Origin of the sequence: Methylobacterium sp. GXF4 (assembly GCF_000272495.1) — a bacterium.
Classification (GTDB): domain Bacteria; phylum Pseudomonadota; class Alphaproteobacteria; order Rhizobiales; family Beijerinckiaceae; genus Methylobacterium; species Methylobacterium brachiatum.
The window spans coordinates 219,332-244,824 of the sequence record NZ_AKFK01000051.1 but is presented as its reverse complement, the minus strand read 5'-3'; the positions used below and the strand labels follow the sequence as shown (position 1 = coordinate 244,824).

The window sequence follows — 25,493 nt, the reverse complement described above, 5'->3', positions numbered from 1 at the left end:
GTCACGCCGCGTCGTCGAACGCGAGCGCCTCGGCCGGGTAGTCGATCATCATCCGGCGCTGGGCGTCGGTGTTCTGCCACTCGCCGACCTTCATGTAGCGTCCCGCGATGTCCCGGACCTCGATTAGCTTGCGGATGGTCTCGATGCCCTGGAACGCCTGCGGCCAATTGGACGCGAAGTAGAACACCTGCTCGACCCGCTCCGACAGGTGGCAGATCGCCGGACCGAAGGTGCCCAGGCCGAAGACAAGGTAGCGACCGTTCACCAGTGCCGCGACATCGGCCACGAGCGACTCGCTCTGGGTCTCCACCGGCAAGCCGAGGCCTTTCGCATACGCCTCCACCTCGGCGATCACCGGGTTCAGCCGGTTCTCGAAGACCAGCTTGACCGAGCGGATCCGCCCCTCGCCGCGCAGCCGGTCGATGACCATGCGGTAGAAGGCGGAGGGCGGCTGCGGGTAGTGCGGATCGACCCAGGTGCTGAAGATGTCGCCCGAGCGGATATGGATCAGGAGCTGGTCGTCGGGCTTGGGGGGGAACGTCGCCGGCAGCCCGTTGAATAGCGGGCGGATGATCTCCTGGATGATCGCCCGCGAATCCGGCGGCGTCTCGAGCCCCACCAGCCGCTGGAACTGCGTCGGGTCGAAATACAGGCCGGACAGGAAGTAGCCGTCCGACGGCAGCGCCTCATCCGGCGGGATGAAGGTGATGCCGTCGCGGGTGAGCCGCTCGGTCAGGAAGATCACCTTGCTGCGGTCGACCTTCGGGACCTTGACGTATTTGAGGTTTAGCGCCTTCGCGACCGAGAGCGCGATGATGTACTGAACCAGGCAATTGCCGAACGCGCCGTTCTCGAACAGCGACAGGCCGACCAGGGTACGGCTCGCCCGATCCGGTCCGCTCTCGAGGCTGTAGGCGAGGTAGCGGTTGGCCCCCGGCTTCTCGTTGAGGAGCGTCACGTCGAGGTTGAGCATCGCCCGCAGCGCGATCAGGTCGATCGCGGCCTCCTCGGCGCGGACCTGCACGGCGGCCACCCGGTCGGGATCCGGCACCGCGATGCGAACGGACCGCGTCCAGGCGCGCTCATCGGCCTCGATGAATGCGGTGCTAGAGCCCGCCTCGCTCTGCCGGGACGCAAGGCCGGGCTCCGACCAGGACGCGCCGTCCTGCAACATGAGGATCGCGACATCCGCGGCGGGTGCCGGATCCGCGCCATTCCAGACGACGACGATGGAATGGATCGGGAAGCGGCCGCCGAGATCGATCTCCAGCCAGGTCGTATCCGCGACCGCTTGCGGCGTGCGGCCGTCGGCGAGGTCGACGAGGGCGGGATTCGAATCGTCTGCCGGGGCCATCATGTCTCCGGGGCGGATCTGGGCCGGTCGCGCCGGGGCGCTGCCGGACGGCGCGACCGGCGGTGCCCGCATCGACACCGGCCCGTCAAGCCCGCCGGCTGAAGCCATCGCACCCGGTCGCCGCCTCAGCCGTTCGTCCCGGACTTCAGGAGGAGGATGTCGATGTCGCGCTGGGGGACGTAATCCTTCACGACCATCTCGAAGGTGGTCGGCCCGGTCTTCTTCACGTTGGTGCCGCAGAACGCGATGAGGGTCGCGGGGTCGCCCTTGTCCACGACCAGCTTGAACGTGCCGATCGGTCCCGCCCAGTTCCCCCCGGACGTGATGACGTAGGAGAGGTACTGCTCATAGGCCTGGAACGACCGGCTGCCATCCGCGCTCGCCCGGCGGTACAGCGCCTGGGCCGCCTTCTCGAACGCGGGCTCCGTGCAGTAGCGGGTTGCGTATTGCGCCTTCTGCGCCGGATCCACGTTCGGAGCGCCGTAGGACAGGCTGGGCAGGCTGCCCAGGCTCGGCACGTAGCTCTGGCGGACCGTGATCTCCCGGCCGGCCGGGAAGACCTGCCGGCGCCAGAACTTCGATTTCAGCGTCCAGAGCGGGACATCCGCGATCGTCCCATCCTTGTGCACCTGCCGCTCCAGGATGCCGTCGACGGCCAGGGCGAGGCGCCGGCGCTCGCCCAGACGGCGCAGGGCCTCTTCCGTCGCCTCGACGGTCGGCATCAGGGGAATGCCCAGGCCCTTGAGGCGATCGGTGATCTCGACGGGCGGCGCGCCGTTCCGGATCAGGAAGGCGCGCTGCTCGACTTGCGATTCGACCGGCCGTCCATCGACCTCGGTGGCGAACTTGAGGAAGTTGTCGTGGGCCGGATCGGGAATCGCGGTCAGCATTTCGCGATCCCCGGTGATGTCGGGCATCGGAAACGCGATGGTGGTCTCGATATCGGCGTCGGTGAGGTTGCGGAACCGGTAGTCGATCCGCACGGCCTTCTCGGACAGGTACAGTTCCTCGGAGGCGAGCGTGATCTTGTCGGTCTTCTCGAGGACCAGACCGCCCGCGGCGAGCGCGGCGCTGCTGTCATCCGCCCGGGCGGGCAAGGACGCCGTCGCCGCGAGGGCGAGGGCCAGCCACAAGGTTCGCATCGGTATCACACTCAATATGCTCGGGAATCGGCGGCCTGCGCGGCCGCTGCGGGAGTCGTCCGCCGGCAGTCCGGATGATCGGGGCTAATCATGTTCGGCAAGTCGGGGCGGGACGGTTTCACCGCGAAGATCGTCGCCCGGCCTCGGCAAAAGCTTCACAGCCACCGACCACACCACTGAACCACGTCATACCCGAAGAGTCGGAGATGATTCCGCCGCGCCTCCGTTGTGCGAGAGCTGTCATGCGTCTACAACGATCCCGTGACGGTGCCCCGGCAACGGGGTGAAAAGGGAATGCGGTGAGGAGCGCGAGTTCCGAATCCGCGGCTGCCCCCGCAACTGTGAGCGGCGAGCGTCTGCCAGTAGGCCACCGGAGCGATCCGGGAAGGCGGCAGGCGCGCCGAGCCGCGAGCCAGGAGACCTGCCGTCACGCTGAGATCCCGCAATGCCGCCGGTGGGGCGGCTGGAGACACGCTGATGACCACCTCGACCCTCGCACCCGTCGCCACCGGCACCCGCGCTGCCGAGCGCCCTGTCGCCGTCGCGATCGCGGCTTTCCTCGGACTCGGCCTGCTGTTCATGGCGGGCTTCTCGCCGGCGATCGCGCTGCACAACGCGGCGCACGATTTCCGGCACACCCAGAACTTCCCCTGCCACTGACGCCCCTGCCCCAGGGATGATCATCCGGCTTCTGTCGGCGGCTCTGGCCGCCGGCTTCCTCGCGGCCGTCGTCGTGACGGGCCTCGAGCTGACGCTGACCTCGCCGCTGATCGTGGCGGCCGAGCGTTACGAACATCAACAGACGCATCAGGCCGAGCGCGGCCTGCCGATCGTCCTGGCGCATGCCGGGCACGATCATGCCGCGCCGGATGCTGCGCCCGAATGGCAGCCCGGCGAGGGCCTGCCGCGCATGGCCTTCACGGCCCTGGCGACCCTCGTGGGTGCGGTGGGCTATGCGCTGCTGCTCGGTGCGGCGATTCTCGCCTGCGGGCGGGAGCCGACCCGCCAGGTCGGCGTCGCCTTCGCGATCGCGGGCTTCGCCAGCGTCGCCCTGGCCCCGGGCCTCGGCCTGCCGCCCGAACTGCCCGGCAGCGAGGCTGCACCGCTCGCCACCCGCCAAGCCTGGTGGGTGATGACCGCCGCCGCCACCGGCATGGGCCTGTACCTGATCGCGATCCGGCGCTCGCTGATCGCGATCCTGGGCGGGCTCGTGCTGATCATCGCCCCGCACGTGGCCGGCGCACCGCAGGCCCCCGAGGCCGCCTCGGAGCTTCCGGCAGCGCTGGCGGCGCAGTTCGCGGCCCGGTCGCTAGCGATCAGCTTCGTCTTCTGGCTGCTGATCGGTCTCGGCTTCGGCTGGGCGTGGCAGGCCTTCGCCCGGGGCCCGGTGCGCGGGACGGCCCATGCCTGAGACCGTCCTCTACGTCTGCACCACCTGCCGCCGCCCGGGCGACGACCCGGACGGCCCGCGGGCCGGGGCGCGCCTGCTCGACGCCCTGCGCGCGGGCAACGCCGCGCCGGACCTGCGGATCGAGGGGGTCGAGTGCCTCTCGGTCTGCAAGCGGCCCTGCTCGGTGGCGGTCGCCTCCGCGAACCGCTGGACCTACGTCTACGGCGACATGGATCCGATCGAGTCCGCCGCCATTATCCTCGGCGGCCTCGCGTCCTACGCGGCGACGCAGGACGGCATCGTACCGTGGCGGGAGCGGCCCGCCGCCTTCAAGACCGGCGTGATCGCCCGGATCCCGCCCTTTCCCGATCCCCGCCCGCTTCCGGCCGGCACCCTGGAGGCTGCGGAATGACCATCGTCACCAAGATCCCCTGCACCATCGTCACCGGCTTCCTCGGGGCCGGGAAGACCACCCTGGTCCGCCACGTCGTCGAGAACGCCAAGGGCCGCCGCCTGGCGATCCTGGTCAACGAGTTCGGTGATGTCGGCTTCGACAAGTCGTTCCTGGCCGCCTGCGGCGTCGAGGGCTGCACCGAGGACTCCATCGTCGAGCTGCCGAATGGCTGCATCTGCTGCACCGTGGCCGACGATTTCGTGCCGGCGCTTGAGACCCTGCTCGGCCGCGCGGAGCCGCCGGAGCACATCCTGATCGAGACCTCCGGCCTCGCCCTGCCGAAACCCCTGGTCCAGGCGTTCCAGTGGCCGGCGATCCGCTCGCGGGTCACCGTCGATGGGGTCGTGGCCGTGGTGGACGGGCCGGCCGTGGCCGCCGGTGCCTTCGCGGAGGATCCCGCGGCGCTGGCCGCCCAGCGCGCCGCCGACACGGCGGTCGATCACGACAACCCGCTGGAGGAGGTGTTCGAGGACCAGCTCCTCTGCGCCGACCTCGTCGTTCTCAACAAGTCCGACCTGCTCGATGCCGAGACCCGGGCGCGGGTGCGCGCCGAGGTCGAGGGGCATCTGCCCCGGGCCGTGAAGGTGGTCGAGACCGCCAACGGCGCGATCGACCCGCTGGTGCTGCTCGGGCTCGGCGCGGCCGCCGAGGACGACCTCGATGCCCGCCCCTCGCATCACGGCGACGGCGAGGATCACGACCACGACGATTTCGAGACCGTGGCCCTGCCGGTCCGCCCGGCCATCACCGCCGGTGACCTCGCGGCCCGGGTGGAGAAGGCCGCCGAAGCACCGGGCGTCCTGCGCATCAAGGGGTTCGCCGAGGTCGAGGGCAAGGCCATGCGCCTCGTGGTGCAGGGGGTCGGCCGGCGCGTCGTCCACCATTTCGACCGTCCCTGGCGGGCGGGCGAGAGCCGCGACGGGCGCCTCGTGGTGATCGGCCTGAAGGGGTTCGACCAGGGCGCCGTCGCCGCGGCGCTCGCGGGATGAAGCCGGTCGCGCGCGCTCCCTCGCTGAGACGCTGCGCGCGCGCCCATTTCGGCGCGGCCTAGGAGGCGCGCCATGCATCTCGTTCGCATTGATAGCGTCTCGCTCGACGAGGGCGAGGCGGCGGTGGATCTCGGGCAGGAGCCCGGGGACCTCGTCGTGCTGTCGTTCACCGACAGCGACCTCACCGGGATCGGGCAGGCCCAGGCCGCCGAGCCGGGTCTGCCGAGCCTGCGGCTCGCCAAGCTCGCCAAGCTCCGGCATCCGATGTCGGTCGATCTCTATGTCGAGCGCGTGGTGTCGCGGGCGAAGCTCGTGGTGATCCGCTGCCTCGGCGGCCTGGATTACTGGCGCTATGGGATCGAGCGCTGCGCCGCCGCGGCGCGGGTGCACGGGGTCGTGCTGGCGGTGCTGCCGGGCGACGACCGGCCGGACCCACGGCTGGCGGGCTTCTCCACCGATCCGGATCTCGCGCAGCAGCTCGACGCGTATTTCCGTGCCGGCGGCCCAGAGAATCTGCGGCGGATGCTGCGCCTGCTCGCTGCCCGGATCGGCGCGGGCGGTGCCGTCGAGCCGCCGCAGCCGCTGCCGCGGGGCTTTCCCTGGTGCCCCGGCTGCGGCGTGCTCACGCTGGATACGGCGATCGAGGCGGCCGAGACGGCGGTGCCGCTCTCGGACCCGCGCGTGACCGCGACCCCGCTCGCCCTGCTTCTGGTCTACCGCTCCGCGGTGCTCGGCGGCGATACCGCGCCGTTCGTCGCCCTGGCCGCGTCCCTGCGCGCCCGCGGCATCGGCGTGCTGCCGATGGCGGTCTCAAGCCTCAAGGAGCCGGTAGCGGCCCGGGCGGTCGCCGAGGCCGTGCGAGCCCGCAAGCCGGATCTCGTCATCGCCGCCACTGCCTTCTCGGCGCGGGAGGACGGGATCGATTTCGTCCTCGACGGCGCCGATTGCCCGGTGCTCCAGGCCTTCACGGTCGGCGCCCCCCGGGCGGCCTGGGAGGCCTCGGCCCGGGGTCTTGGCGCCGCCGACCTCGCCATGCAGGTCGCCCTGCCGGAATTCGACGGCCGGCTCTCCGGCTTCCCGATCTCGTTCAAGGAGGAAGCCCCGGAAGTCGCCGGCTTCGCCGAGCGCCGGGCCGTCCCCTATCCCGCCGGCATCGAAGCCCTGGCCGAGCGGGCGGCGGGCTGGCTGCGCCTGGCCGCCCTCCCTCGCGACGAGCGGCGGGTGGCCGTCGTCCTGTCCGATTATCCGGCCCGCGGCGGCCGGGCCGGCTTCGCGGTCGGCCTCGACACCCCCGAGAGCGCCCGCGCGCTTGTTTCGGACTTGGCTGAGGCGGGTTACGCGACCGGCACGCTGCCGGAGCCGGACGCGCTGATGCAGGCGCTCACCGAGGGCGCGGCGGACTTCACGGTCCCGCTGGCGGATTACGCAGCCTGGCTCTCCGAATTGCCCGCGGCGTTGCGCTATGCGCTGCTGGAAGCCTGGGGCGAGCCGGCCGACGACCCAACCTGTCACGGCGGCCTGTTCCGGTTCCGGATGGCCACAGCGCGTGCCGCGCACCAGTCCCTCACTGCGGACGACCACATTCAAACGCTGCCGCAGGGAACTCCGGTCCCCTCTCCCGCACGGGAGGGGGGGCACGTCGCATCTTTCGCGCGCCGAATGACGAATGCCGAGGCCTTGGTGGGAAGGGGCGGGCAACTCGCGGTCTTCCTCCAGCCCGACCGCGGCCGCGATCCCGACCGCAAGGCCGGCTATCACGACCCGGATCGCGTCCCGACCCACGCCTACCTGGCCTTCCACCTCGGCCTGCGCCGGCGTTTCGACGCGCTGGTGCAGCTCGGCACGCACGGCACCACCGAATGGCTCCCCGGCAAGGCGGTGGCCCTGTCCCCGGACTGCGTCCCGGCGCTCTGCATCGGCGGGCTGCCGGTGATCTACCCGTTCATCGTCGACGATCCGGGCGAGGCCGCGCCGCTCAAGCGCCGGCTCGGCGGGATCGCCCTCGGCCACATCACCCCCGACACGACCCTCCACGCCCTGCCGCCGGAGGCCGCGCGCCTGCGCGAGCTGGTGGAGGAGTATTCGGCTGCCAGCGTGCTCGATCCGCGCCGGGCCGGCCTGATCGCGAGCGCGATCCTGGAGGATGCGGACGCCGCCGGGCTGCTCGACGGCGCCGGTATCGGCCCGGACACACCGATGGAGGAGGCGCTGACCCGCCTCGACGCCCATCTCTGCGACCTCGGCGAGACCACCTTCCGCGACGGCCTGCACGTCTTCGGACGCGCCCGCGACGGTGCGCCGGACGCGGTTGTCGCGAGCGCCGCGGGCGAGCGGGCGGGCCTGCTCGCCGCGCTCGACGGCCGCTTCGTGCCGCCGGGCCCCGCCGGCTCGCCGTCGCGCGGGCGGGCCGACGTGCTGCCCACCGGCCGCAACCTCGCGACCCTCGATCCCCGGGCGATCCCGAGCCGCGCCGCCGCGCTGCTGGGTGAGCGGGCCGCCGCCTCGGTGGTGACTCGCTACCTGCAGGACGAGGGCGAGTACCCGGCCCGGATCGTCATGGATCTCTGGGCCTCCCCGACCCTGCGCACCGGCGGCGAGGATGTCGCCCACGCTTTGGCGCTGATGGGCGTACGTCCGGTCTGGGACCATGCCAGCACCCGCGTCACCGGCTTCGAGGTGCTGCCGCTGGCCATGCTCGACCGGCCGCGCATCGACGTGACCGTGCGCGTCTCGGGCGCGTTCCGCGACACCTTCCCGGATACGCTCGCCCTAATGGATCGCGCCGCCCGCGCCGTGGCCGAGCGGGACGAGGAGGATGCCGAAAATCCCCTGGCTGCCGCCCGGCGCCGCGGCGAAGACATCGCCCGGGTCTACGGGGCCGCCCCGGGTCAATACGGTGCCGGCACGGCCGCCACCGCCCTCGACGGCGCCTGGGATGACCGGGCCGATCTCGGCCGGGCCTATCTCGCGGCGAGCGGCCATGCCTATGGCGACCGCGAGGGACCGGATGCGGCCTTCGGCGCCCGGGTCGCGGCGGCGGATGCCTATCTGCACGCCTTCGACGTGGCCGAGCGCGACCTGTTCGACGGCGACGCGGCGGTGGACGCCATGGGCGGCTTCGCGGCCGCGGCGACCCTCCAGGGCGCCAGCCCCGCCCTCTACAGCCTGGACGTCTCGGTTCCGGACCGCCCCAAGACCCGCACCGCCCGGGAGGATGCCGCCCGGCTGATCCGCGGGCGCCTGACCGCTCCGCGCTGGATCGCCGCCCAGCTCCGCCACGGCTACCGCGGCGCTCAGGAGCTGGCCCAGGGGCTCGACGCGGTCTTCGTCCTTGCCGCCACGAGCGACGCCGTGACCGATGCCGGTTTCGACCGGCTCTACGCCGCCTGGATCGCCGATCCCGACGTGTTCGACCGGCTGCGCGCGGCGAACCCTGCCGCGACCCGGGCGATCCTGGAGCGGTTCGACGAGGCCCGCGACCGCGGCCTGTGGCACAGCCGGCGCAACGCGCTGCCGGCCGACGCGCTGATGCCGGAGGCCGCCGAATGAGCGTCGCCACCCATCGCCGCGTTCTTCCCGAGGCGCCGGCGCGCCGGGGCTGGTGCCCCGGTCTCAGCCGGCCGATGCCCACCGGGGACGGCCTGCTCGCCCGGGTGCATCCGCCGCTGGGGATCCTGACCCTGCCGCAGGCCCGGGCGGTGGCCGAGGGCGCGCGCCGCTTCGGCAACGGCCATCTCGACCTCACCGCCCGCGCCAACCTTCAGATCCGGGGCGTCTCGGAGGCGACCCGCGCGCCGCTCGCCCGCCTGCTGGAGGCCGCCGGCCTCGGCGACACGCGCGCCGACGGCGGCCCGCAGCGCCTGACGCTCACCAGTCCCCTCGCCGGCCATGATCCCGCCGAGACGTTCGACGCCCCGGCCCTCGCTCGCGCCATCGAGGCGGCGGGGCTCGCCGTGCCGGGGCTGCCGGCCAAGACGCTGGTGGTGGTCGACGGCCGCGCGGGTGCGGAGATGCCGGACGCCGATGCGTACGTCTTCTCCCGTGCCTCCGGCGAGGTCGGGATCGCAATCGCCGCGGAGCAGGGTTTTCACGATCTCGCCACCTGTACCGAGAACGAGGCGCCGGCCGCGATAGCGAAGCTGCTGAAGGCCTTCGCCCGAAGCGGCTTGCGGCGGATGCGGGATCTATCGCCCGATGCGTTCAGCACATTAGCGGATGCCGTGCGCGGAGAGTTGCAGGCGCGGGTCCCCTCTCTCGTGCGGGGGAGGGACAGGGTGAGGGATGCGACCTCTCCGGAAAGCGCGCCCCCCTCACCCCAACCCTCTCCTCTCCCGCATGGGAGAGGGGGCACGGTGGCCTCACTTCGGACGTTGCGCCTTTCTGTCCACCGGCCGGCATCGCGCCGCTGGCGACGAGCAAGTCAGTGCGCACCGTGGATGCGCCGTTCGGTCGCTGCACGGCGGGCGCCCTCGATCGCCTCGTAGATCTCGCCGCCCGCCTCGGCGCGAAGGAGGTCCGCCTGTCTCCGGCCCGCGGCTTCGTGCTGCTGCTCCCGGCTGCGGCTCAGGAGGATCCGGCCGCCCTGGCCCGGGACTTCATCGTCGCACCCGACGATCCGCGGCGCAGCGTCGCCGCCTGCACCGGTGCGCCGGCCTGCGCCTCCGGATCGACACCGACGCTCGCCGACGCCGCCAGTGTCGCCGAGGCGTTCAGGCTGTTCGCGGTGGACGGGCGCGCGGCCCACGTCTCCGGCTGCGCCAAGGGCTGCGCCCGGCCGGGCCCGGCGGACCTCACCCTCGTCGGCCGGGATGGCCTCTACGGCGCAATCGTCGGCGGCACGCCTGGCGATGAGCCGGCGATGCATCTCCCTATCGAGGCGGTGCTGGAGCGGTTAGGAAGGGCGAAGACAATCGGGCTCGCCGCCGCTTTCGCGCCGGATCGCGCCAGGACCGATATTGGGAGGACCAGGAGACCGGCATGAGCGCGAGCCAGAATGCCCTGCGCCAGGCAGGTTCGGAGCCGGAGGCCACCTCTCGCTACGAGTATATCCGCGACGGCGCCGCGATCTACGCGCGCTCCTTCGCCATGATCCGAGCCGAGGCCGACCTCGCGCGCTGGTCGGGCGCGGCCGAGCGCGTGGTCGTCCGGATGATCCATGCCTGCGGCATGACCGACCTCCCCGCCGACGTGGAGATGTCGGACGGCTTCGCCGAGGCCGGTGTCGCGGCGCTCCAGGCCGGGGCCCCGATCCTGTGCGATGTCCGCATGGTCGCCGACGGCGTCACCCGGGCACGCCTGCCCGCCAACAATCCGGTGGTCTGCACCCTCGGCGATCCGCGGGTGCCGGATCTCGCCAAGAGCCTCGGCACCACGCGCTCCGCCGCCGCCATGGAGCTGTGGCGCGAGCATCTGCCCGGCAGCATCGTGGCGGTCGGCAACGCCCCGACGGCGCTGTTCCGCCTGCTGGAACTGCTCGATGCCGGCGTGCCGCCGCCGGCCGCGGTGATCGGCATCCCGGTGGGCTTCGTCGGCGCGGCCGAGTCCAAGGACGCGCTGGCCCGGGACGGCCGCGTGCCCTTCGTGGTCGTCCACGGCCGCCGCGGCGGCAGCGCCATGACCGCCGCGGCGGTCAACGCGCTGGCCAGCGAGGTCGAGTGATGGACGGGTTCGAGCGGGTCGAGGCGCCCATCGAGGAGATTCCCGCCGCTGCGGTGACTGGCACCCTCTACGGGGTCGGCATGGGCCCGGGTGATCCGGAGCTGCTCACCGTGAAGGCGCAGCGCATCCTGATGCGCGCGCCGGTTCTGGTGCATTTCTGCAAGCGCGGCCGGCGCGGCAACGCCCGCACCATCGCGGACGCGATCCTGCGCGACCCGTCGCGCGAGATGCCGCTGGCCTATCCCTACACCACCGAGATCCATCCGGAGCACCCGGATTACGTGGCGGCGCTGGCCGCCTTCTACGACGACGCGGCCGGGCAGCTGGCCGACCATCTCGGTGCGGGCCGTGACGTCGCGATCCTGTCGGAGGGCGACCCGTTCTTCTACGGCTCGTTCATGCACCTGTGGCGGCGCCTCAAGGACCGCTTCCCGGTGGAGGTGGTCCCGGGCGTGACCGGCATGTCCGGCTGCTGGACCCGGGCCGGCACGCCGATCACCTGGGGCGACGACATCCTGACGGTCCTGCCGGCGACCTTGCCACTCGATGCGCTCACCGAGCGCCTGCGCGGTACCGACGCCGCCGTGCTGATGAAGCTCGGCCGGCACCTGCCGAAGGTCCGGGCGGCGCTCACCGCCGCCGGGCTCATCGACCGGGCGATCTATGTCGAGCGCGGCACCATGGCGGGCGAGCGCGTGGTGATGCTCGCCGACAAGGCGGATGACGACGCGCCCTATTTCTCCATGGTCCTCCTGCCCGGCGAGGGGCGGCGGCCGTGATCACCGGACGAGCCCCGCGGCCCTGGCCTGTGATGCAGTGCAGCCTTACATTTTGCAGGCTGGAGGATGCATCATGACGACGTTGACGGTGACGGACCAAGGACAGGTCACGTTCCGAAAGGATGTCCTGAACCATCTCGGCATTCAGCCGGGCGAAAAGATCAGGCTCGAGCTGCTTCCCGACGGTCGGGCCGAGCTGAGGGCCGACCGGCCGCACGGCTCGTGGCGGCAGGTGCACGGGATTCTCAAAGGTAAGGGTAACAGCGCGCGGTATTCGATCGAGGAGATCAACGAGGCGGTCGCCGAGGCGGGGGCGGCAGCCGCTCTGGCTGGTCTGGACCGGCCGTGAAGCTGACACCCGACACCAATGTTCTTCTGCGTCTCGTCGTGGATGACGACGAGGCCCAGGCGCGTGCTGCATTGGACGTGATGGAAGGTGCGAGCCAGGTTGCGATCAGCCTGCACACGCTGTGCGAGTTGGCTTGGGTGCTCCGAAGCCGCTACGCGATGCCTCGTGCCGAGATCGCGACCGCGATCCGCGGCCTGATCGAGCCCGGAAACGTCGTAGCCAACCGACCGGCGATCGAGACAGGTTTGGCTCTGCTGGAGGCTGGGGGCGACTTCGCCGACGGTATCATCGCGTTCGAAGGACGCTGGTTGGGAAGCGAGGCCTTCGTGTCGTTCGATAGACGGGCCGTCAAGCTGCTCGCGGGTCAGGGCATCGCCGCCATGTTGCTGACAGCACAGGCAGACGCGCGTTGACTCCGGGCATGAGCGGCAGCCTCACGGTGGTCGGCCTCGGCCCCGGGGATGCCGGTTTGCTGACCGAATCCGCCCGCCGGGCCCTCGACGCCGCGGACGATCTGGTCGGGTATTTCCCGTATGTGGCCCGCGTCCCCGAGCGTCCGGGCCTGATCCGACATGCCAGCGACAACCGCGTGGAGGTCGACCGGGCCCGGCATGCCCTCCAGCTGGCGGCATCCGGTCGGCGCGTCGCGGTGGTGTCGGGCGGCGATCCCGGCGTGTTCGCCATGGCCTCGGCCGTGTTCGAGGCGGTGGAGCATGGCGAACCCGCCTGGCGGGACCTCGCCATCACGGTCGAGCCCGGCATCACCGCCATGCTGGCCGCCGCGGCCCGGCTCGGGGCGCCGCTCGGCGGCGACTTCTGCGCCCTGTCGCTCTCGGACAACCTGAAGCCCTGGCCGGTTGTCACCGCCCGGCTCGAAGCGGTGCTGCGGGCCGATCTCGTCATCGCGCTCTACAACCCGATCTCCACCGCGCGGCCCTGGCAGCTCGGGGCGGCTCTGGAACTCGCCGCCGGGATCCGGGCGCCGGAGACGCCGGTGATGTTCGCCCGGGCGATCAGCCGGCCGGACGAGGCGATCCGGGTCTCAACCCTCGCCGAGGCGCGCGACGTGCCGGCCGACATGGCCACGATGGTGATCCTCGGTGCCTCGACCACGCGGCTGATCCCGCGGACCGAGGGCCTGCCCTTCGTCTACACGTCGCGCAAAGTCGCGGGGCCGGCATGAGCGCCGGCATCGAGCCAGCGCAGCGCAGCCGCGGCGTCGGGGACGCTCGGCACGTCGGGCTTCTCCGGGCGACGCAGCATGACCACGCGAATCGCCAGGCTGCGCGCTGCGGCGATCTTGCCGTAGGTCGCAGCCCCGCCGGAATTCTTGCTGACCAGGATCTCGGTGCCGGTGGCGCGCATCAGCTCCGCCTCGGCTTCGGCGTCGAACGGACCGCGGGCCTCGAGGGTGGTGAGGTGTGGGACCGGCAGCACCCCGTCCAGCGGCTCGACCGTGCGCGCCAGATAGGCGTGCTGCGGCGCCGCCGCGAAGGCGCCGGCCTCCTGCCGGCCGATGGTCAGGAACACGCGCCGGGGTTCGTGTCCGAGGGCAGTGACCGCCTCCTGCATGCTGGCGACCTCGGTCCAGAGATCGTCGGGCGCGCGGCACCAGACCGGACGGCGGATCGCGAGCAGCGTCACGCCAACCGCTTCCGCGGCGCGGGCGGCGTTGCCCGAGATGGTCGCCGCGAAGGGATGCGTCGCATCGATCAGGCGGTCGATACGCTCGCTGCGCAGATAAGCGGCGAGACCCTCGGCACCGCCGAACCCGCCGATTCGCGTCGGCACGGGCTCAGGCCTCGGCGCGGCGGTGCGGCCGGCCAGCGACAGCGTCACGGCGTATTCATTCCGGCCGGCCAAGGCCCGCGCCAGCGCGCTCGCCTCGCCGGTGCCGCCGAGGATCAGGATTCGCATCGCGCCGCCGCTCATCGGGGCCTTGTCCATGAGCGCTGAGCCCCTGTCGAGCGGCCCATGGTTGTCGATCGTCGGCATCGGCGAGGATGGACGGGCCGGGCTCGCGCCCGCCGCCGCCGCCGCGCTCGATGCCGCGCGGGTCGTCTATGGCGGCCGGCGCCACCTCGCCCTGGCCGCGCCCCTCAACGCCGAGACGCGGCCCTGGCCCAGCCCGATCCACGAGGCCTATCCGGAGGTCCTGGGCCGGCGCGGCCGGCCGACCTGCATCCTCGCCACCGGCGACCCGTTCCATTACGGCATCGGCGCCGAGATCGCCCGGCTGGTGCCGCCCGCCGAGATCCGGGCCTTCCCGCAGCCCTCGGCCTTCAGCCTCGCCTGCGCGCGGCTGGGCTGGCCCATGGCCCAATGCGGCCTCGTCACCCTGCACGGCCGGGCGCTCGCCCGGATCGTCCCGCATATCCAGCCGGGCGCGCGCCTCCTCGTCCTGTCCTGGGACGGCACGACGCCGGCGGCTCTTGCCGACCTGCTCACCGCCCGCGGCTTCGGCGCCTCGACCGTCACGGTCCTCGAAGCGATGGGCGGACCGCGCGAGCGGATCCGTACGGCGCCGGCTGAAGCCTTCGACCTCGCGGCGATCGACCCGCTCAACACCGTGGCGATCGCGGTCGCGGGCGCAGGCCACGCGCTGTCGCTGGCGCCGGGCCTCGACGACGGCCTGTTCGAGAATGACGGGCAGCTCACCAAGGCCGAGATCCGGGCGCTGACGCTCGCGGCGCTCCGCCCGCATCCCGGCCTGCATCTCTGGGATGTCGGGGCCGGCGCGGGCTCCATCGCCATCGAGTGGATGCTGCGCCATCCGAGCCTGCTCGCCACCGCCGTCGAGGCACGCCCCGAGCGGGCCGAGCGGATCCTCCGGAACGCGCAATCGCTGGGGGTTCCGGACTTGGCGGTTGTGACCGGCGCAGCGCCGGACGCCTTCGCCGGCCTGGATGCGCCGGATGCGATCTTCATCGGCGGCGGCGTCTCCGAGCCGGGCATTCTGGCGGCCTCGCTCGCGGCGTTGAAGCCGGGCGGGCGCTGCGTCGCCAATGCGGTGACGCTCCAGGGCGAAGCGGCGCTGCTCGCGGCCTTCGCCGAGCACGGCGGCAGCCTGCGCCGGTTCTCGGTCGACCGGGCGAGCCCGGTGGGCGGCCTGCACGGCTGGCGGCCGGCAATGCCGGTCACCCAATGGGCGTGGACCAAGCCATGAGCGACCGGATCGTCGCCGGGATCGGGTTCCGTCGCGGCACGGGCGCCGAGGAGATCGCCGCGCTCATCGCCCGCGCCCTCGGCACCATCGGCGCCGGCCGCACCGATCTCGCTGCCGTCGCGACGGCGGCCGACCGGGCTGCGGACCCGTCCATCTGCCAGGCCGCGGCGGCGTTCGGCTTGTCGCCCTGCCCGGTCGAGGCACCGGCCCTGGAAGCCTGCGACACCCGCGTGGTCACGCGCTCCGTTCGGATCGAGCGCCTGCGCGGTGTCGGCTCGCTGGCCGAGGCGGCGGCGCTGGCGGCGGCGGGTCCCGAGAGCCGCCTCGCCCTCCCCCGCATCGCCAGCGCCGGCGCAACCTGCGCCCTCGCGATCCCGCACGACACCGCTCGGCACCCATGACCGTCCACTTCATCGGCGCCGGCCCCGGTGCTGCCGACCTCATCACGGTGCGCGGCCGCGACCGCATCGCGGCCTGCCCGGTCTGCCTCTATGCCGGCTCCCTGGTCGCGCCAGAGATCCTGGGCTGGTGCCCGCCGGGCGCCCGCATCGTCGACACGGCGCCCCTCGACCTCGACGCGATCATGGCGGAGATCGCGGCCGCGGAGGCACGCAGCCATGACGTGGCGCGGCTGCATTCGGGCGACCTGTCGATCTGGAGCGCGCTGGCCGAGCAGATGCGCCGGCTCGACCGGCTCGGCATCGCCTACACCGTGACGCCGGGCGTGCCGGCCTTCGCGGCCGCCGCCGCGATGCTGCGCCGGGAGCTGACCGTGCCGGGCGTGTCGCAATCCGTCGTGCTGACCCGCACCTCCGGCCGGGCGAGCGCGATGCCCGAGCGGGAGACCCTGGCGGCCTTCGCGGCGACCGGGGCGACGCTGGCGATCCACCTGTCGATCCACGTGGTCGAGACAGTCGCGGCCGAGCTGATCCCGTTCTACGGCGCCGCCTGCCCGGCCGCCGCGGTGTTCCGCGCCTCCTGGCCGGACGAGCGGGCGCTGATCGGCGACCTCGCCGGGTTGCCAGCCCTCGTGGCCGAGGCCGGGCTCGAACGCACCGCCCTGATCCTCGTCGGTCCCGCGCTTGGCGCCGCCGATTTCCGCGAGAGCGCGCTCTACGCCCCCGATTACGACCGGCGCTACCGGCCGGGCGGCACCGTGGGGAGCGCGGTTTGAGCGCCCCCGGCCTACTGGTCGCGGCACCGCGCTCCAGCTCCGGCAAGACCACCGTCACGCTGGCGCTGATGCGCGCGTTGAGGCGGCGGGGCCTGCGCGTCCGCGGCGCGAAATGCGGGCCGGACTACATCGATCCGGCCTTCCACCGGGCGGCGACCGGCCAGCCGAGCTTCAATCTCGACAGTTTCGCCATGGCGCCCGACCTCCTCGACGCCCTGGCGGGCGAGACCGCGGCGCAGGCCGACATCGTGGTCGCCGAGGGCTCGATGGGCCTGTTCGACGGCGTCCGGGCGGCGGAGAGCCGGACCGGCGCGAATGCCGACATCGCCGCCCGCTACGGCTGGCCGGTGGTGCTGGTGGTCGATGTCTCCGGCGCGGCGCAATCGGCCGCCGCCGTGGCGCTCGGCTGTAAGCTCTACGATCCGCGGATCCGGATCGCCGGGGTGATCCTCAACAAAGTCGCGAGCGCCCGTCACCGCCGTCTCGTGGAGGCCGGCATGGAGCGCGTGGGGCTGCCGGTCCTGGGCGTGCTCATGCGCGACGCCGAACTGGTCCTGCCCGAACGCCATCTCGGCCTGGTCCAGGCCGGGGAGACCGCCGACCTGGAATCCTGGCTCGACCGGCTGGCCGATCTCGCCGAGGCCGGAATCGACCTCGACGCCGTGCTCGCCTGCGCAAGCGGCGGCGCCCCCGCCTCGGCCGGCGTGCTGCCGCGCCCGCCCGGGCAGCGCGTCGCGATCGCCCGGGATGCGGCGTTCAGCTTCCTCTATCCGCATCTCGAGACCGGATGGCGCTTGGGCGGGGCCGAGATCGTGCCGTTCTCGCCGCTCCTGGACGAGGCGCCGCCGGATTCCTGCGACGCCTGCTGGCTGCCGGGCGGCTACCCCGAGCTGCATGCGGGTCAGCTCGCCGCCGCCAGCCATTTCCTCAACGGCCTTCGTACCTTCGCGGCAACGCGCCCGGTCCACGGCGAGTGCGGCGGCTACATGGTCCTCGGTCAGACGCTGGAGGATGCGGACGGCACCACCCACGCCATGGCGGGGTTGCTGCCGGTCGCCACGTCGTACCGGAAGCGCAAGCTGCATCTCGGCTACCGCGTGGCGCGGCTGTGCAGCGACGGCCCGCTCGGCCGGCGCGGGGCGCGAGTCGTGGGTCACGAATTCCACTATGCCAGCGAATTGTCGCCGGCCGCCGCGGAGGCGGACGCTTTGGCCCGCGTCACCGACGCGGAGGGGACGGACCAGGGCCTCGCCGGCCACCGGGTCGGGTCGGTGGGTGGGAGCTTCTTCCACCTCATCGCGGCGGATGACGGGTGATCCTCGGCTCCACCGGCACCCAGAATAGGTCGGGAAAGCCAACGGTTGGCCGGACCGCGAGACGCGTCACCGGTCCGACAAGGCCTAGCGTTCAGGCGGGATCGGCGGCGGGCGGCGCCGTGCGGGCCTGCGCGAGGCGGGCGGCGCTGCGCACGAGCGCCAGGACATCCCGGCGCATCTGCTCGTCATCGATCTGCGCGTAGGCGCGCAGCAGCTCGATCGCCCCGTGGGCGCTGAGGAAGCCAAACACGTCCTCCTGGGCGTTCTCGCGCGGCTCGCTCTCCTCGAAGAAGGCGGAAACCGGCACCTCGAGCAGGCGCGCGATTTCGCGCAGCCGGCCGGCCCCGACCCGGTTCTGGCCCTTCTCGTATTTCTGAACCTGCTGGAACGTCACGCCGACGGCGTTGCCGAGCGCGGTCTGGCTGAGACCTCGCGCCTTCCGCAACGCGGTGATGCGGATACCGACCAGACGGTCCACGTCCGTGGTCTGTTTCGGCATCATTTGACCGTTCGTGTCCTTGTCCACACTCTGAACAACGTCCCCTTGCGGATCCGGTGTTCTGGCCTCGCCGTCGCGCCGCTTCACCGTCCCACCCTCGATCTCATATCACGCCTATACCTAACGTGCTGTGTCACACGCTAGAGCAGCAGCCGACTGCATTGCAAATGGCCGCGTCTCTAAGCCCTTTTTGCCCCCGGCTCTCGAACGCGGAACAAGATTCCGCGTCAACGACGAGCCCTATAGCAGTCGGTCAACACCCCGACCGCGCCACAATACGAACCGTACCGCAATTGGACACCAAGTTGTTAAGCTCCGCAAGTCTAGGACCACATCTTGTGGTTTAACCTGACGTATCTTCGAAACATTGTTGCTGAAATGTCGATGGGCTAAGACTGCGCAGTCCTTGGCGCGCGCCGCGTCGCCGCAGCAGGGCTCGCCCGGACGGGGTTCGGGGCCTAAATTCGGTGCGGCAACGGAGATCACCATGTTTATCGCGATGAATCGCTTCAAGGTCGTTAAGGATGCGACCGAGGACTTCGAGGCCGTCTGGCTCGGCCGCGACAGCCACCTCGGGGAGATGGAGGGCTTCGTCGAGTTTCATCTGCTCCGCGGTCCGGAGCAGGAGGACCACGTCCTCTACGCCTCGCACACCGTCTGGCGCTCGCGCGCCGACTTCGAGGCCTGGACGCGCTCCGAGCAGTTCCGCAAGGCCCATAGCCGGGCGCCCTCGACCAAGCCGCTCTATCTCGGTCATCCGCAATTCGAGGGGTTCGAGATGGTCCAGACGGTCGGCGGCGCGGACGGCGCCAAGCAGCACGCAGACGCCGTCTGACGCTACCTGTCACGGTATTCAGGGCGCTCGCTACCGGATCGGCGGCGGGCGCCTTTTAATTTAGGGTTGCCGTATCCCGCGCACGGCAATCGCGATGATTGAATCCACGCGAAAGCGGAAAGATCCGCCAGGCCACGCGCCGGTGGGGGGATTCAACCGGCCAGCAATGATCTGACATTCCAACGCAACTGCTGGTATCGGGCTGTCGAGCCCCGCCGGGCCGCATGTGTCTGTATTCCGGTGACTCAGCATTTACCATGTATTGCCGACGGCCGGACGTTCGCCTACATGGGCGGCCACGCCTTTGCTGCCGAAACGCTCACCGTCGCGGCTCACCCCTTGCTCCGTCATCGGCAGATGCCGGCGCTGAAAACTTACGTGTTTCAGACCGGTACAAAGTCCGATCAAACCGGGACGTGGCGAGCGAAATGTTTCACGAGCGGGTTCCGGAGACGTTCCAGGCCTTGCCGACCTCGGCCGAACGCCGTCGCAGCGTATGGTCGGCGCTCCTGCCGCGCCGCGGTCGCGCGCTGGCGCGCATCGCCATGTCGTCGTCGATGGCGGTGGCCGACATCGTGGCGATCGTCGCGGTCATCCTGGGCGTCGAATTCGCCTATCAGGTCGCCTTCGGGGGCGAGAGCGTCTGGGTGACGGCCCTGCGCGGCCTGCGGCTGGCCGCCCTGCTCGGCGCGATCATCGTGGCGACCAACGTGCTGCGGGAGGATTACAGCCTCGACGGCATCATGGCGCAGAAGCTCAACATCCAGCGCATGGCCTCGCTCTGGCTGGTCGCCTGGGCGGCGGTGCTGCTGGTCGGCTTCCTGACCAAGACCACGAACGATTACTCGCGCCTCGTCTCGATCGCCTCCTTCGTCATCGGCCTGCCCGTCCTGGTGATGACCCGGACCGCGGCGACCCGTCTGGTGCGCCGCAGCCTCGCATCCGGATCCGCCTCCGCCAGCCGCGTTCACCTCGTCGGCTACGAGGAGGACATCGCCCGCTTCTATGCCAGCCACGAGGCCGATCAGCTCGGATCCCGGATCGTCGGCACTAGCTACCTGCGCCGGGTCGATCCGGGCGCCGACACCGTGTCGCGGCACGACCAGCTTCAGGAGGATCTCGATCTCGCCGTGTCGGTGGTGCGGTTCCTGCGGCCGGACGATGTCTTCGTGCTGGTCCCGTGGACCGACACAGCGGAAGTCGAGCGCTGCATCGACGCTTTCCTGCGGGTGCCCTCCGCCCTGCATCTCCGGCCCGGCAGCGTGCTCGACCGGTTCCCCGACATGCAGGTCGCCCGTGTCGGCGGCGTCTCCGGCATCAATATCGGCCGCCGGCCGCTCAACATCGCCGAGATCGTGCTGAAGCGCGCCCTCGACCTAGTCGTGGCGGCGATCGCCCTGGTCTCCCTGTCGCCGCTGCTCGCGGCGATCGCCGTGGCGATCAAGCTCGACAGTCCGGGCCCGGTCTTCTTCCGGCAGAAGCGCTACGGCTTCAATCAGCAGCCCTTCGGCGTGTTCAAGTTCCGGTCGATGCGGGCGGATGCCAGCGCGGTGTTCAAGCAGGCGACCCGCAACGACAGCCGCATCACCCAGGTCGGCGCGATCCTGCGGCGGACGAATCTCGACGAGCTGCCGCAGCTCCTCAACGTCCTGCGGGGCGAGATGTCGCTGGTCGGTCCCCGGCCGCACGCCCTGGCGCATGACCGCAGCTTCGAGCGGCGGATCGCGCTCTACGCGCGGCGGCACAACGTCCGCCCCGGCATCACCGGCTGGGCGCAGGTCAACGGCTATCGCGGCGAGACCCTGACCGACCTCGATATGGAGCGGCGCGTCGCCTGCGACCTGCACTACATCGACAATTGGTCGATCTGGTTCGACATCCAGATCATGCTGCTCACGATCGTGTCGCGCCGGGCCTACAAGAACGCGCGCTGACGCGTCAGCCGGCCTGCTGCCGCTCCCGGCAGGCGCCGCAATCGCCCTCGACTTCGAGGATGCTGTGGGCCGGCGTGAAGCCCGCCCGCTTCAGGGTACGGTCGAGACCGTCCTCCAGCATCTCCGAGGAGGCCTCGTCCACGCCGCCGCAGGTGCGGCAGATCAGGAACACCACGCCCTCCCCCGGAGCATGCCCATGGGCGCAGGGGATGAAGGCGTTGCGGCTCGCGATCCGGTGGACCAGACCCTGCTGCATCAGGAAATCGAGGGCGCGGTACACCGAGACCGGCGCCACGCGCTTGCCCGGTGCGCTGAGCTTCTCGGCAATGTCGTAGGCGCCCTGGGCCTTACCGGCCTCGGCCACCGCCTCCATCACCTCCCGGCGCAGGGGCGTGAATTGCAATCCGCGCTCGCGGCAGACGGCCTCCGCCCGCGCGAGCATGTCGGCGACGTCGCCGTGGCACGCGTCGTGGCCCTCGTGACGGTGCATGTTCGCTCCAACCGCAAATCCGCCGGTTGTCCAGCGGGTTTGTTACAGTGTATCACTGCCGCCCCGGACCGCACCAGTAGCCGAACGGTCCCCGCGCCGGCCCGAGCGCGCGACGAGGACGTCTTGCCGACCATCGCCACCCCACGCCGAGCGGCCCCACGATCCCTGTTCCGCAGCGGGATCGGCCCGCGCCTCGCCCTCGCCGTGGTGCTCTCCACCCTGGTCTGGCTCGTGATCGCCTGGGCGCTCGCGGCATGAGCATCCGCCCCGCCACACGAGACTCGATCCGCCTGGTCGGCATCACCCTCGGCTACGACCGGCATCCGGCAGTCCACCACCTGTCCGGGACCGTGCGCGCCGGCGACCTGCTGGCCCTGGTCGGGCCGAACGGCGCCGGCAAGTCCACCCTGCTCAAGGGGATGGCCGGCGAGATCCGCTGCCTAGAGGGTCATATCGATCGCTCCGGCGCCCTCGCCTACATGCCGCAGGCCGACGAGATCGATCGCAGCTTCCCGCTGAGCGTGATGGACCTCGCCGGCATGGGCCTGTGGCGGAAGGCCGGATCCTGGCGTGGCCTGGAGCGCTGGCGGCCGGAGATCGGGGCGGCCCTCGACGCGGTCGGGCTCGGCGGCTTCGAGGCGCGCCCGATCAGCACGCTCTCGGGCGGCCAGTTCCGGCGCGCCCTGTTCGCCCGGCTGATCCTGCAGGATTGCCCGGTGATGCTCCTCGACGAGCCGTTCACCGGCATCGACAACCGCACCGTCGAGGACCTGCTGGCCCTGATCCGGCTCTGGCACGGCCAGGGCCGCACCGTCGTCGCGGCCCTGCACGACCTCACCCAGGTGCGCGAGCATTTTCCGACGACACTCCTGCTCGCCCGCGAAGCCGTGGCCTGGGGGCCGACCGCGCGGGTGCTCACGCCGGAGAATCTGGCGCGCGCGCGCAATCTCTCCGAAGCCTGGGACGAGGATGCCGCGGTGTGCGTCGGCCCGAAGCCGGCCGTCGCGCTGGGCCACGACCACGGCCCGGAAACCCATCACCACCACGAGGACGCCGCGTGATCGATCCGTTCGGGCCGATTCTCGCGCCGTTCGTCGAGTTCGGGTTCATGCGCCGGGCGCTGGCGGGCTGCCTCGCCCTGTCGGTCTCCGCGCCGCCGGTCGGGGTGTTCCTGACCTTGCGCCGCATGAGCCTGATGAGCGACGCGATGAGCCACGCGATCCTGCCCGGCGCCGCGGCGGGATTCCTGGTGGCCGGCCTGTCGCTGCCGGCCATGACCGTCGGCGGGCTGGTGGCCGGCCTGGCGGTGGCGTTGCTGGCCGGCGCCGTCACCCGGGCGACGGTGGTGCGCGAGGATGCCAACCTCGCGGCCTTCTACCTGATCTCGCTGGCCGGGGGCGTCCTTCTGGTGTCGTTGCGCGGCTCGCAGATCGACCTGATGCATTTCCTGTTCGGCTCGGTCCTGGCGCTGGACGACGCCGCCCTGATCCTGCTCGGCGGCATCAGCACGCTGACGCTGGTCGCGCTCGCCGCGATCTACCGGCCGCTGGTGATGGAATGCGTCGATCCGCTGTTCCTGCGCACGGTCAGCCGCAGCGGCGGGCCGGTGCATCTCGCCTTCCTGGCTTTGGTAGTGATCAATCTCGTCGGCGGGTTCCAGGCGCTCGGGACCCTGCTGGCGGTCGGGCTGATGCTGCTGCCGGCGGTGGCCGCCCGGTTCTGGGCGCGCGATCTCGGCGGCCTGATCCCGATCTCGATGCTGATCGCCGCGGTGGCGAGCGTGTCGGGGCTCAGCCTGTCCTACCAGCTCGACCTGCCGAGCGGCCCGGCCATCGTGCTGGCCGCCGGAGCGCTCTACCTCGTCTCGATGCTGGCCGGGCCGCGCGGCGGCCTGCTCCGCCGCCTGATCCGGCCGCGCCACCTCGAAGCCTGATCAGGCCTCGTCCTTCAGCACGGCGAGGCCCTCGCGATAGGTCGGGTAGGCGAGCGCGACGCCGAGCTCGTCCCGGATCAGACCGTTCCGAACCCGCTTGTTTTCGCCGTAGAAGCTGCGCGCCATCGGCGACAGGTCGGCGGTCTCGAAGTCGATCTCGGGCGGCAGCGGCAGGCCGGTCAGCGCGGCGGCGTGCTCGGTGACGACCTGCGGCGGGGCCGGCTCGTCGTCGGTGACGTTGTAGACCGCGCCCGGACGGGGACGGTCCAGCGAGGCCAGCAGCGTGGTCGCGATGTCGTCGACATGGATGCGGTTGAAGACCTGGCCGGCCTTCACGATGCGCTGCGAGCGGCCCTCGTGCAGCTTCACGATCGGGTTGCGCCCGGGGCCGTAGATGCCCGCCAGCCGGAACACCTGCACAGCCTTTCCGGTGCGCGCACCGAGCGCGAACCAGGCCGCCTCGGCGTCGAGCCGGATCCGGGAGCGGGCGCTGCGCGGCGCGGGGGGCGTCGTCTCGTCGATCCAGGCCCCGCCCTGGTCGCCGTAGACGCCGATGGTCGAGAGGTAGCCGATCCAGCCGATCCGGCTCGCCGCAATCGCCTCCTCGTAGCGCCGCAGCACCGGGTCGCCCTGCTCGGAGGGCGGCGCCGAGACGAGGAGCGCGTCGGTGTCGGCGAGATCCTCCGCGATGCGGGGATCGTCGGCCTCCGGGCCGAAGCCCCGCATGGTGAAGCCGGTCTCGGCGGCGATGCGCGCCGCGGCCGCCGGATCGGTGACGGTCGCCCGCACGGTCTGGAAGCGGTCGCGCGCCCGCTCGGCGAAGCGGCGGCCGGTGAAGCCGAGCCCGAAGATGAAGAGGTTCATGCCGGGGATGTCTCGCCGAGGCGAAGCTCCGTCAAGGCGGTGGCGGCGCTCCACTCGTCGCGCACATGCGAATCCGTCTCGGCGACCCCATGCCGGCGGTGCAGCGCCCGCACGGCGTCCGGCTCCAGCAGCCGACCGCAGGCCCAGACCGCCATGCCGCGCACGAGCGGCGAGGCGTCGTCCAGTCGCGCGATCGCCGAACCCGCCAAGCGCGGGTCGCCGGAATTGCCGACCGCGATCATGACGTTCCGCAGAAACCGGTCCCGGCCGGTGCGCTTCACCGGGGTTCCGGCGAAGAGTTTGCGGAAGGACGCGTCGTCCAGTTCGGCGAGTTCGGCCAGGGCCGGCGCTTCGAGATCCGCCCGGGCGGCCAGCCGGGCATCGGCGGCTGTGCGGGCGAACTTGTTCCAGGGGCAGACGGCGAGGCAGTCGTCGCAGCCGAAGACCCGGTTGCCGATCGCAGTCCGGAATTCGTCCGCGATCGGCCCGGCATGCTCGATCGTCAGGTACGAGATGCAGCGCCTGGCATCGAGGCGGTAGGGCGCCGGGAACGCGTCGGTCGGGCAGATGTCGAGGCAGGCCCGGCAGGAGCCGCAATGCCCGCGCCCGGGCGCGTCGGGCTCGAACTCCGCGCTGGTGTAGATCGCCCCGAGGAGCAGCCAGTTGCCGTGCTCGCGCGACAGCAGGACCGTGTGCTTGCCCTGCCAGCCGAGCCCGGCCGCCTCGGCGAGCGTCTTCTCCATCACCGGGGCGGTGTCGCAGAACACCTTCACCCGGACGTCGCCCTTGGCGGACAGGTAGCCGCCGAGCTCCTTGAGCCGGCCCTTCAAAACTTCGTGATAGTCCCGGCGCCGCGCATAGGCCGCGACCGCGCCGCGATCCGTCCGGGCCACGAGGTCGAGCGGGTCGTCCTCCGGGCGATAGCTCATGGCGAGGACCAGGATGCTGCGCAGGCCGGGCCACAGGCCGACGGGGCTGGCGCGCTGGTCGGCGCGCTCCGCCATCCAGTCCATCGTGCCGTGGGCGCCCTCCTCCAGCCAGCGCGACAGACGGTCGGGTAGGTCCGGCAGGCGGTCGGGCCGGGTGATCCGCAGCCCGCAGAAGCCGAGATGCTGCGCCCGCGCCTCGACGAGGCGACGCAACTCGGCGCCGAAATAGGTCCGTCTC

At 71.6% G+C, this 25,493-nt stretch carries 26 protein-coding genes, 1 pseudogene and 1 riboswitch; of the genes and pseudogenes, 20 read left to right on the top strand and 7 right to left on the bottom strand.

Features of this window, described 5'->3' with window-relative positions:
- Nucleotide 1: 1 nt before the first annotated feature.
- Nucleotides 2–1,354, bottom strand: coding sequence for a hypothetical protein (locus WYO_RS09115; RefSeq protein ID WP_007561499.1), 1,353 nt, complete (start codon nt 1,352–1,354; stop codon nt 2–4).
- Between the two features lie 125 nt (nt 1,355–1,479).
- Nucleotides 1,480–2,496 carry a DUF4424 domain-containing protein gene (locus tag WYO_RS09110; protein WP_007561497.1) on the bottom strand — a complete coding sequence of 339 codons (1,017 nt, stop codon included), beginning with the start codon at nt 2,494–2,496 and terminating at the stop codon, nt 1,480–1,482.
- A gap of 248 nt (nt 2,497–2,744) precedes the next feature.
- Nucleotides 2,745–2,940, top strand: a riboswitch (cobalamin riboswitch).
- A 33-nt stretch (nt 2,941–2,973) separates the two neighbouring features.
- On the opposite strand from WYO_RS09110, the gene WYO_RS09105 reads away from it, so the two are divergent.
- From WYO_RS09105 to cobJ, 11 genes and pseudogenes are all read left to right on the top strand, one after another.
- Complete coding sequence (locus WYO_RS09105) at nt 2,974–3,156, top strand: CbtB-domain containing protein (protein ID WP_007561495.1); 183 nt, start codon at nt 2,974–2,976, stop codon at nt 3,154–3,156.
- Nucleotides 3,157–3,172: 16 nt separating this feature from the next.
- The gene (locus WYO_RS09100) at nt 3,173–3,907 is read left to right on the top strand and encodes a CbtA family protein (RefSeq protein ID WP_007561493.1); all 735 of its coding nucleotides are present in this window, start codon (nt 3,173–3,175) and stop codon (nt 3,905–3,907) included.
- Complete coding sequence (locus WYO_RS09095; protein ID WP_007561491.1) at nt 3,900–4,298, top strand: DUF1636 domain-containing protein; 399 nt, start codon at nt 3,900–3,902, stop codon at nt 4,296–4,298. Before WYO_RS09100 ends, WYO_RS09095 begins: the two co-directional genes overlap by 8 nt.
- Entirely contained in the window at nt 4,295–5,329 is a 1,035-nt protein-coding gene (cobW, locus tag WYO_RS09090; protein WP_007561489.1) for a cobalamin biosynthesis protein CobW, read from the top strand. The genes WYO_RS09095 and cobW overlap by 4 nt, the downstream gene beginning before the upstream one ends.
- A 72-nt stretch (nt 5,330–5,401) precedes the next feature.
- The gene (cobN, locus tag WYO_RS09085; RefSeq protein WP_007561487.1) at nt 5,402–8,878 is read left to right on the top strand and encodes a cobaltochelatase subunit CobN; all 3,477 of its coding nucleotides are present in this window, start codon (nt 5,402–5,404) and stop codon (nt 8,876–8,878) included.
- Nucleotides 8,875–10,310 (top strand): annotated as a pseudogene (locus WYO_RS29825) (precorrin-3B synthase). Before cobN ends, WYO_RS29825 begins: the two are co-directional and overlap by 4 nt.
- Nucleotides 10,307–10,987: a precorrin-8X methylmutase gene (locus tag WYO_RS09075; RefSeq protein WP_007561485.1), complete on the top strand. Its 681-nt coding sequence runs from the start codon at nt 10,307–10,309 to the stop codon at nt 10,985–10,987. The pseudogene WYO_RS29825 and the gene WYO_RS09075 overlap by 4 nt, the downstream one beginning before the upstream one ends.
- Nucleotides 10,987–11,766 carry a precorrin-2 C(20)-methyltransferase gene (locus WYO_RS09070; RefSeq protein ID WP_007561482.1) on the top strand — a complete coding sequence of 260 codons (780 nt, stop codon included), beginning with the start codon at nt 10,987–10,989 and terminating at the stop codon, nt 11,764–11,766. Before WYO_RS09075 ends, WYO_RS09070 begins: the two co-directional genes overlap by 1 nt.
- Nucleotides 11,767–11,839: 73 nt before the next feature.
- Nucleotides 11,840–12,115 (top strand): AbrB/MazE/SpoVT family DNA-binding domain-containing protein, encoded by a 276-nt coding sequence (locus WYO_RS09065; RefSeq protein ID WP_007561481.1) that lies wholly within the window; start codon nt 11,840–11,842, stop codon nt 12,113–12,115.
- Complete coding sequence (locus WYO_RS09060; RefSeq protein ID WP_007561479.1) at nt 12,112–12,528, top strand: type II toxin-antitoxin system VapC family toxin; 417 nt, start codon at nt 12,112–12,114, stop codon at nt 12,526–12,528. The genes WYO_RS09065 and WYO_RS09060 overlap by 4 nt, the downstream gene beginning before the upstream one ends.
- An 8-nt stretch (nt 12,529–12,536) precedes the next feature.
- Nucleotides 12,537–13,298, top strand: coding sequence for a precorrin-3B C(17)-methyltransferase (gene cobJ, locus WYO_RS09055; RefSeq protein ID WP_007561477.1), 762 nt, complete (start codon nt 12,537–12,539; stop codon nt 13,296–13,298).
- Here cobJ and WYO_RS09050 read toward each other — a convergent pair.
- The gene (locus tag WYO_RS09050; RefSeq protein WP_039902558.1) at nt 13,265–14,062 is read right to left on the bottom strand and encodes a cobalt-precorrin-6A reductase; all 798 of its coding nucleotides are present in this window, start codon (nt 14,060–14,062) and stop codon (nt 13,265–13,267) included. The genes cobJ and WYO_RS09050 overlap by 34 nt on opposite strands.
- Here WYO_RS09050 and WYO_RS09045 point away from each other — a divergent pair.
- From WYO_RS09045 to WYO_RS09030, 4 genes are read left to right on the top strand one after another with little or no spacing between them, the layout of a single operon-like run.
- Nucleotides 14,061–15,281 (top strand): bifunctional cobalt-precorrin-7 (C(5))-methyltransferase/cobalt-precorrin-6B (C(15))-methyltransferase, encoded by a 1,221-nt coding sequence (locus WYO_RS09045; protein WP_039902557.1) that lies wholly within the window; start codon nt 14,061–14,063, stop codon nt 15,279–15,281. The genes WYO_RS09050 and WYO_RS09045 overlap by 2 nt on opposite strands.
- Nucleotides 15,278–15,682: a cobalamin biosynthesis protein gene (locus WYO_RS09040; RefSeq protein WP_007561469.1), complete on the top strand. Its 405-nt coding sequence runs from the start codon at nt 15,278–15,280 to the stop codon at nt 15,680–15,682. The genes WYO_RS09045 and WYO_RS09040 overlap by 4 nt, the downstream gene beginning before the upstream one ends.
- Nucleotides 15,679–16,455, top strand: coding sequence for a precorrin-4 C(11)-methyltransferase (cobM, locus tag WYO_RS09035; RefSeq protein WP_007561467.1), 777 nt, complete (start codon nt 15,679–15,681; stop codon nt 16,453–16,455). Before WYO_RS09040 ends, cobM begins: the two co-directional genes overlap by 4 nt.
- Entirely contained in the window at nt 16,452–17,771 is a 1,320-nt protein-coding gene (locus WYO_RS09030; protein ID WP_007561466.1) for a cobyrinate a,c-diamide synthase, read from the top strand. The genes cobM and WYO_RS09030 overlap by 4 nt, the downstream gene beginning before the upstream one ends.
- A gap of 91 nt (nt 17,772–17,862) precedes the next feature.
- Here WYO_RS09030 and WYO_RS09025 read toward each other — a convergent pair whose 3' ends face one another.
- A complete protein-coding gene (locus tag WYO_RS09025; protein ID WP_039902555.1) occupies nt 17,863–18,273 on the bottom strand; it encodes a helix-turn-helix transcriptional regulator in 411 nt (136 codons plus the stop codon).
- Between the two features lie 484 nt (nt 18,274–18,757).
- On the opposite strand from WYO_RS09025, the gene WYO_RS09020 reads away from it, so the two are divergent.
- Both WYO_RS09020 and WYO_RS09015 read left to right on the top strand, forming a co-directional pair.
- A complete protein-coding gene (locus WYO_RS09020) occupies nt 18,758–19,105 on the top strand; it encodes an antibiotic biosynthesis monooxygenase (RefSeq protein WP_007561461.1) in 348 nt (115 codons plus the stop codon).
- 428 nt (nt 19,106–19,533) lie between these two features.
- Nucleotides 19,534–21,039, top strand: coding sequence for an undecaprenyl-phosphate glucose phosphotransferase (locus WYO_RS09015; protein ID WP_007561459.1), 1,506 nt, complete (start codon nt 19,534–19,536; stop codon nt 21,037–21,039).
- Nucleotides 21,040–21,043: 4 nt separating this feature from the next.
- On the opposite strand, the gene WYO_RS09010 is transcribed toward WYO_RS09015, so the two are convergent.
- Nucleotides 21,044–21,529, bottom strand: a complete 486-nt coding sequence (locus WYO_RS09010; protein WP_007561457.1) for a transcriptional repressor — start codon at nt 21,527–21,529, stop codon at nt 21,044–21,046.
- A gap of 123 nt (nt 21,530–21,652) precedes the next feature.
- On the opposite strand from WYO_RS09010, the gene WYO_RS32365 reads away from it, so the two are divergent.
- The 3 genes from WYO_RS32365 to WYO_RS09000 are packed head-to-tail and all read left to right on the top strand — an operon-like array spanning nt 21,653 to nt 23,462.
- Nucleotides 21,653–21,787, top strand: a complete 135-nt coding sequence (locus WYO_RS32365; RefSeq protein WP_268868448.1) for a hypothetical protein — start codon at nt 21,653–21,655, stop codon at nt 21,785–21,787.
- On the top strand, nt 21,784–22,590 hold the full coding sequence (locus WYO_RS09005; protein ID WP_007561455.1) for an ABC transporter ATP-binding protein: 807 nt from the start codon (nt 21,784–21,786) through the stop codon (nt 22,588–22,590). The genes WYO_RS32365 and WYO_RS09005 overlap by 4 nt, the downstream gene beginning before the upstream one ends.
- A 47-nt stretch (nt 22,591–22,637) precedes the next feature.
- The gene (locus tag WYO_RS09000) at nt 22,638–23,462 is read left to right on the top strand and encodes a metal ABC transporter permease (protein WP_085985782.1); all 825 of its coding nucleotides are present in this window, start codon (nt 22,638–22,640) and stop codon (nt 23,460–23,462) included.
- Here the strand turns inward: WYO_RS09000 and WYO_RS08995 are convergent, their stop codons facing one another.
- Together WYO_RS08995 and queG are read right to left on the bottom strand one after the other, a co-directional pair.
- Nucleotides 23,463–24,326 carry an SDR family oxidoreductase gene (locus WYO_RS08995; protein WP_007561452.1) on the bottom strand — a complete coding sequence of 288 codons (864 nt, stop codon included), beginning with the start codon at nt 24,324–24,326 and terminating at the stop codon, nt 23,463–23,465. It lies immediately after the preceding gene.
- On the bottom strand, nt 24,323–25,468 hold the full coding sequence (gene queG / locus WYO_RS08990; protein ID WP_007561450.1) for a tRNA epoxyqueuosine(34) reductase QueG: 1,146 nt from the start codon (nt 25,466–25,468) through the stop codon (nt 24,323–24,325). Before queG ends, WYO_RS08995 begins: the two co-directional genes overlap by 4 nt.
- Nucleotides 25,469–25,493 lie beyond the last annotated feature (25 nt).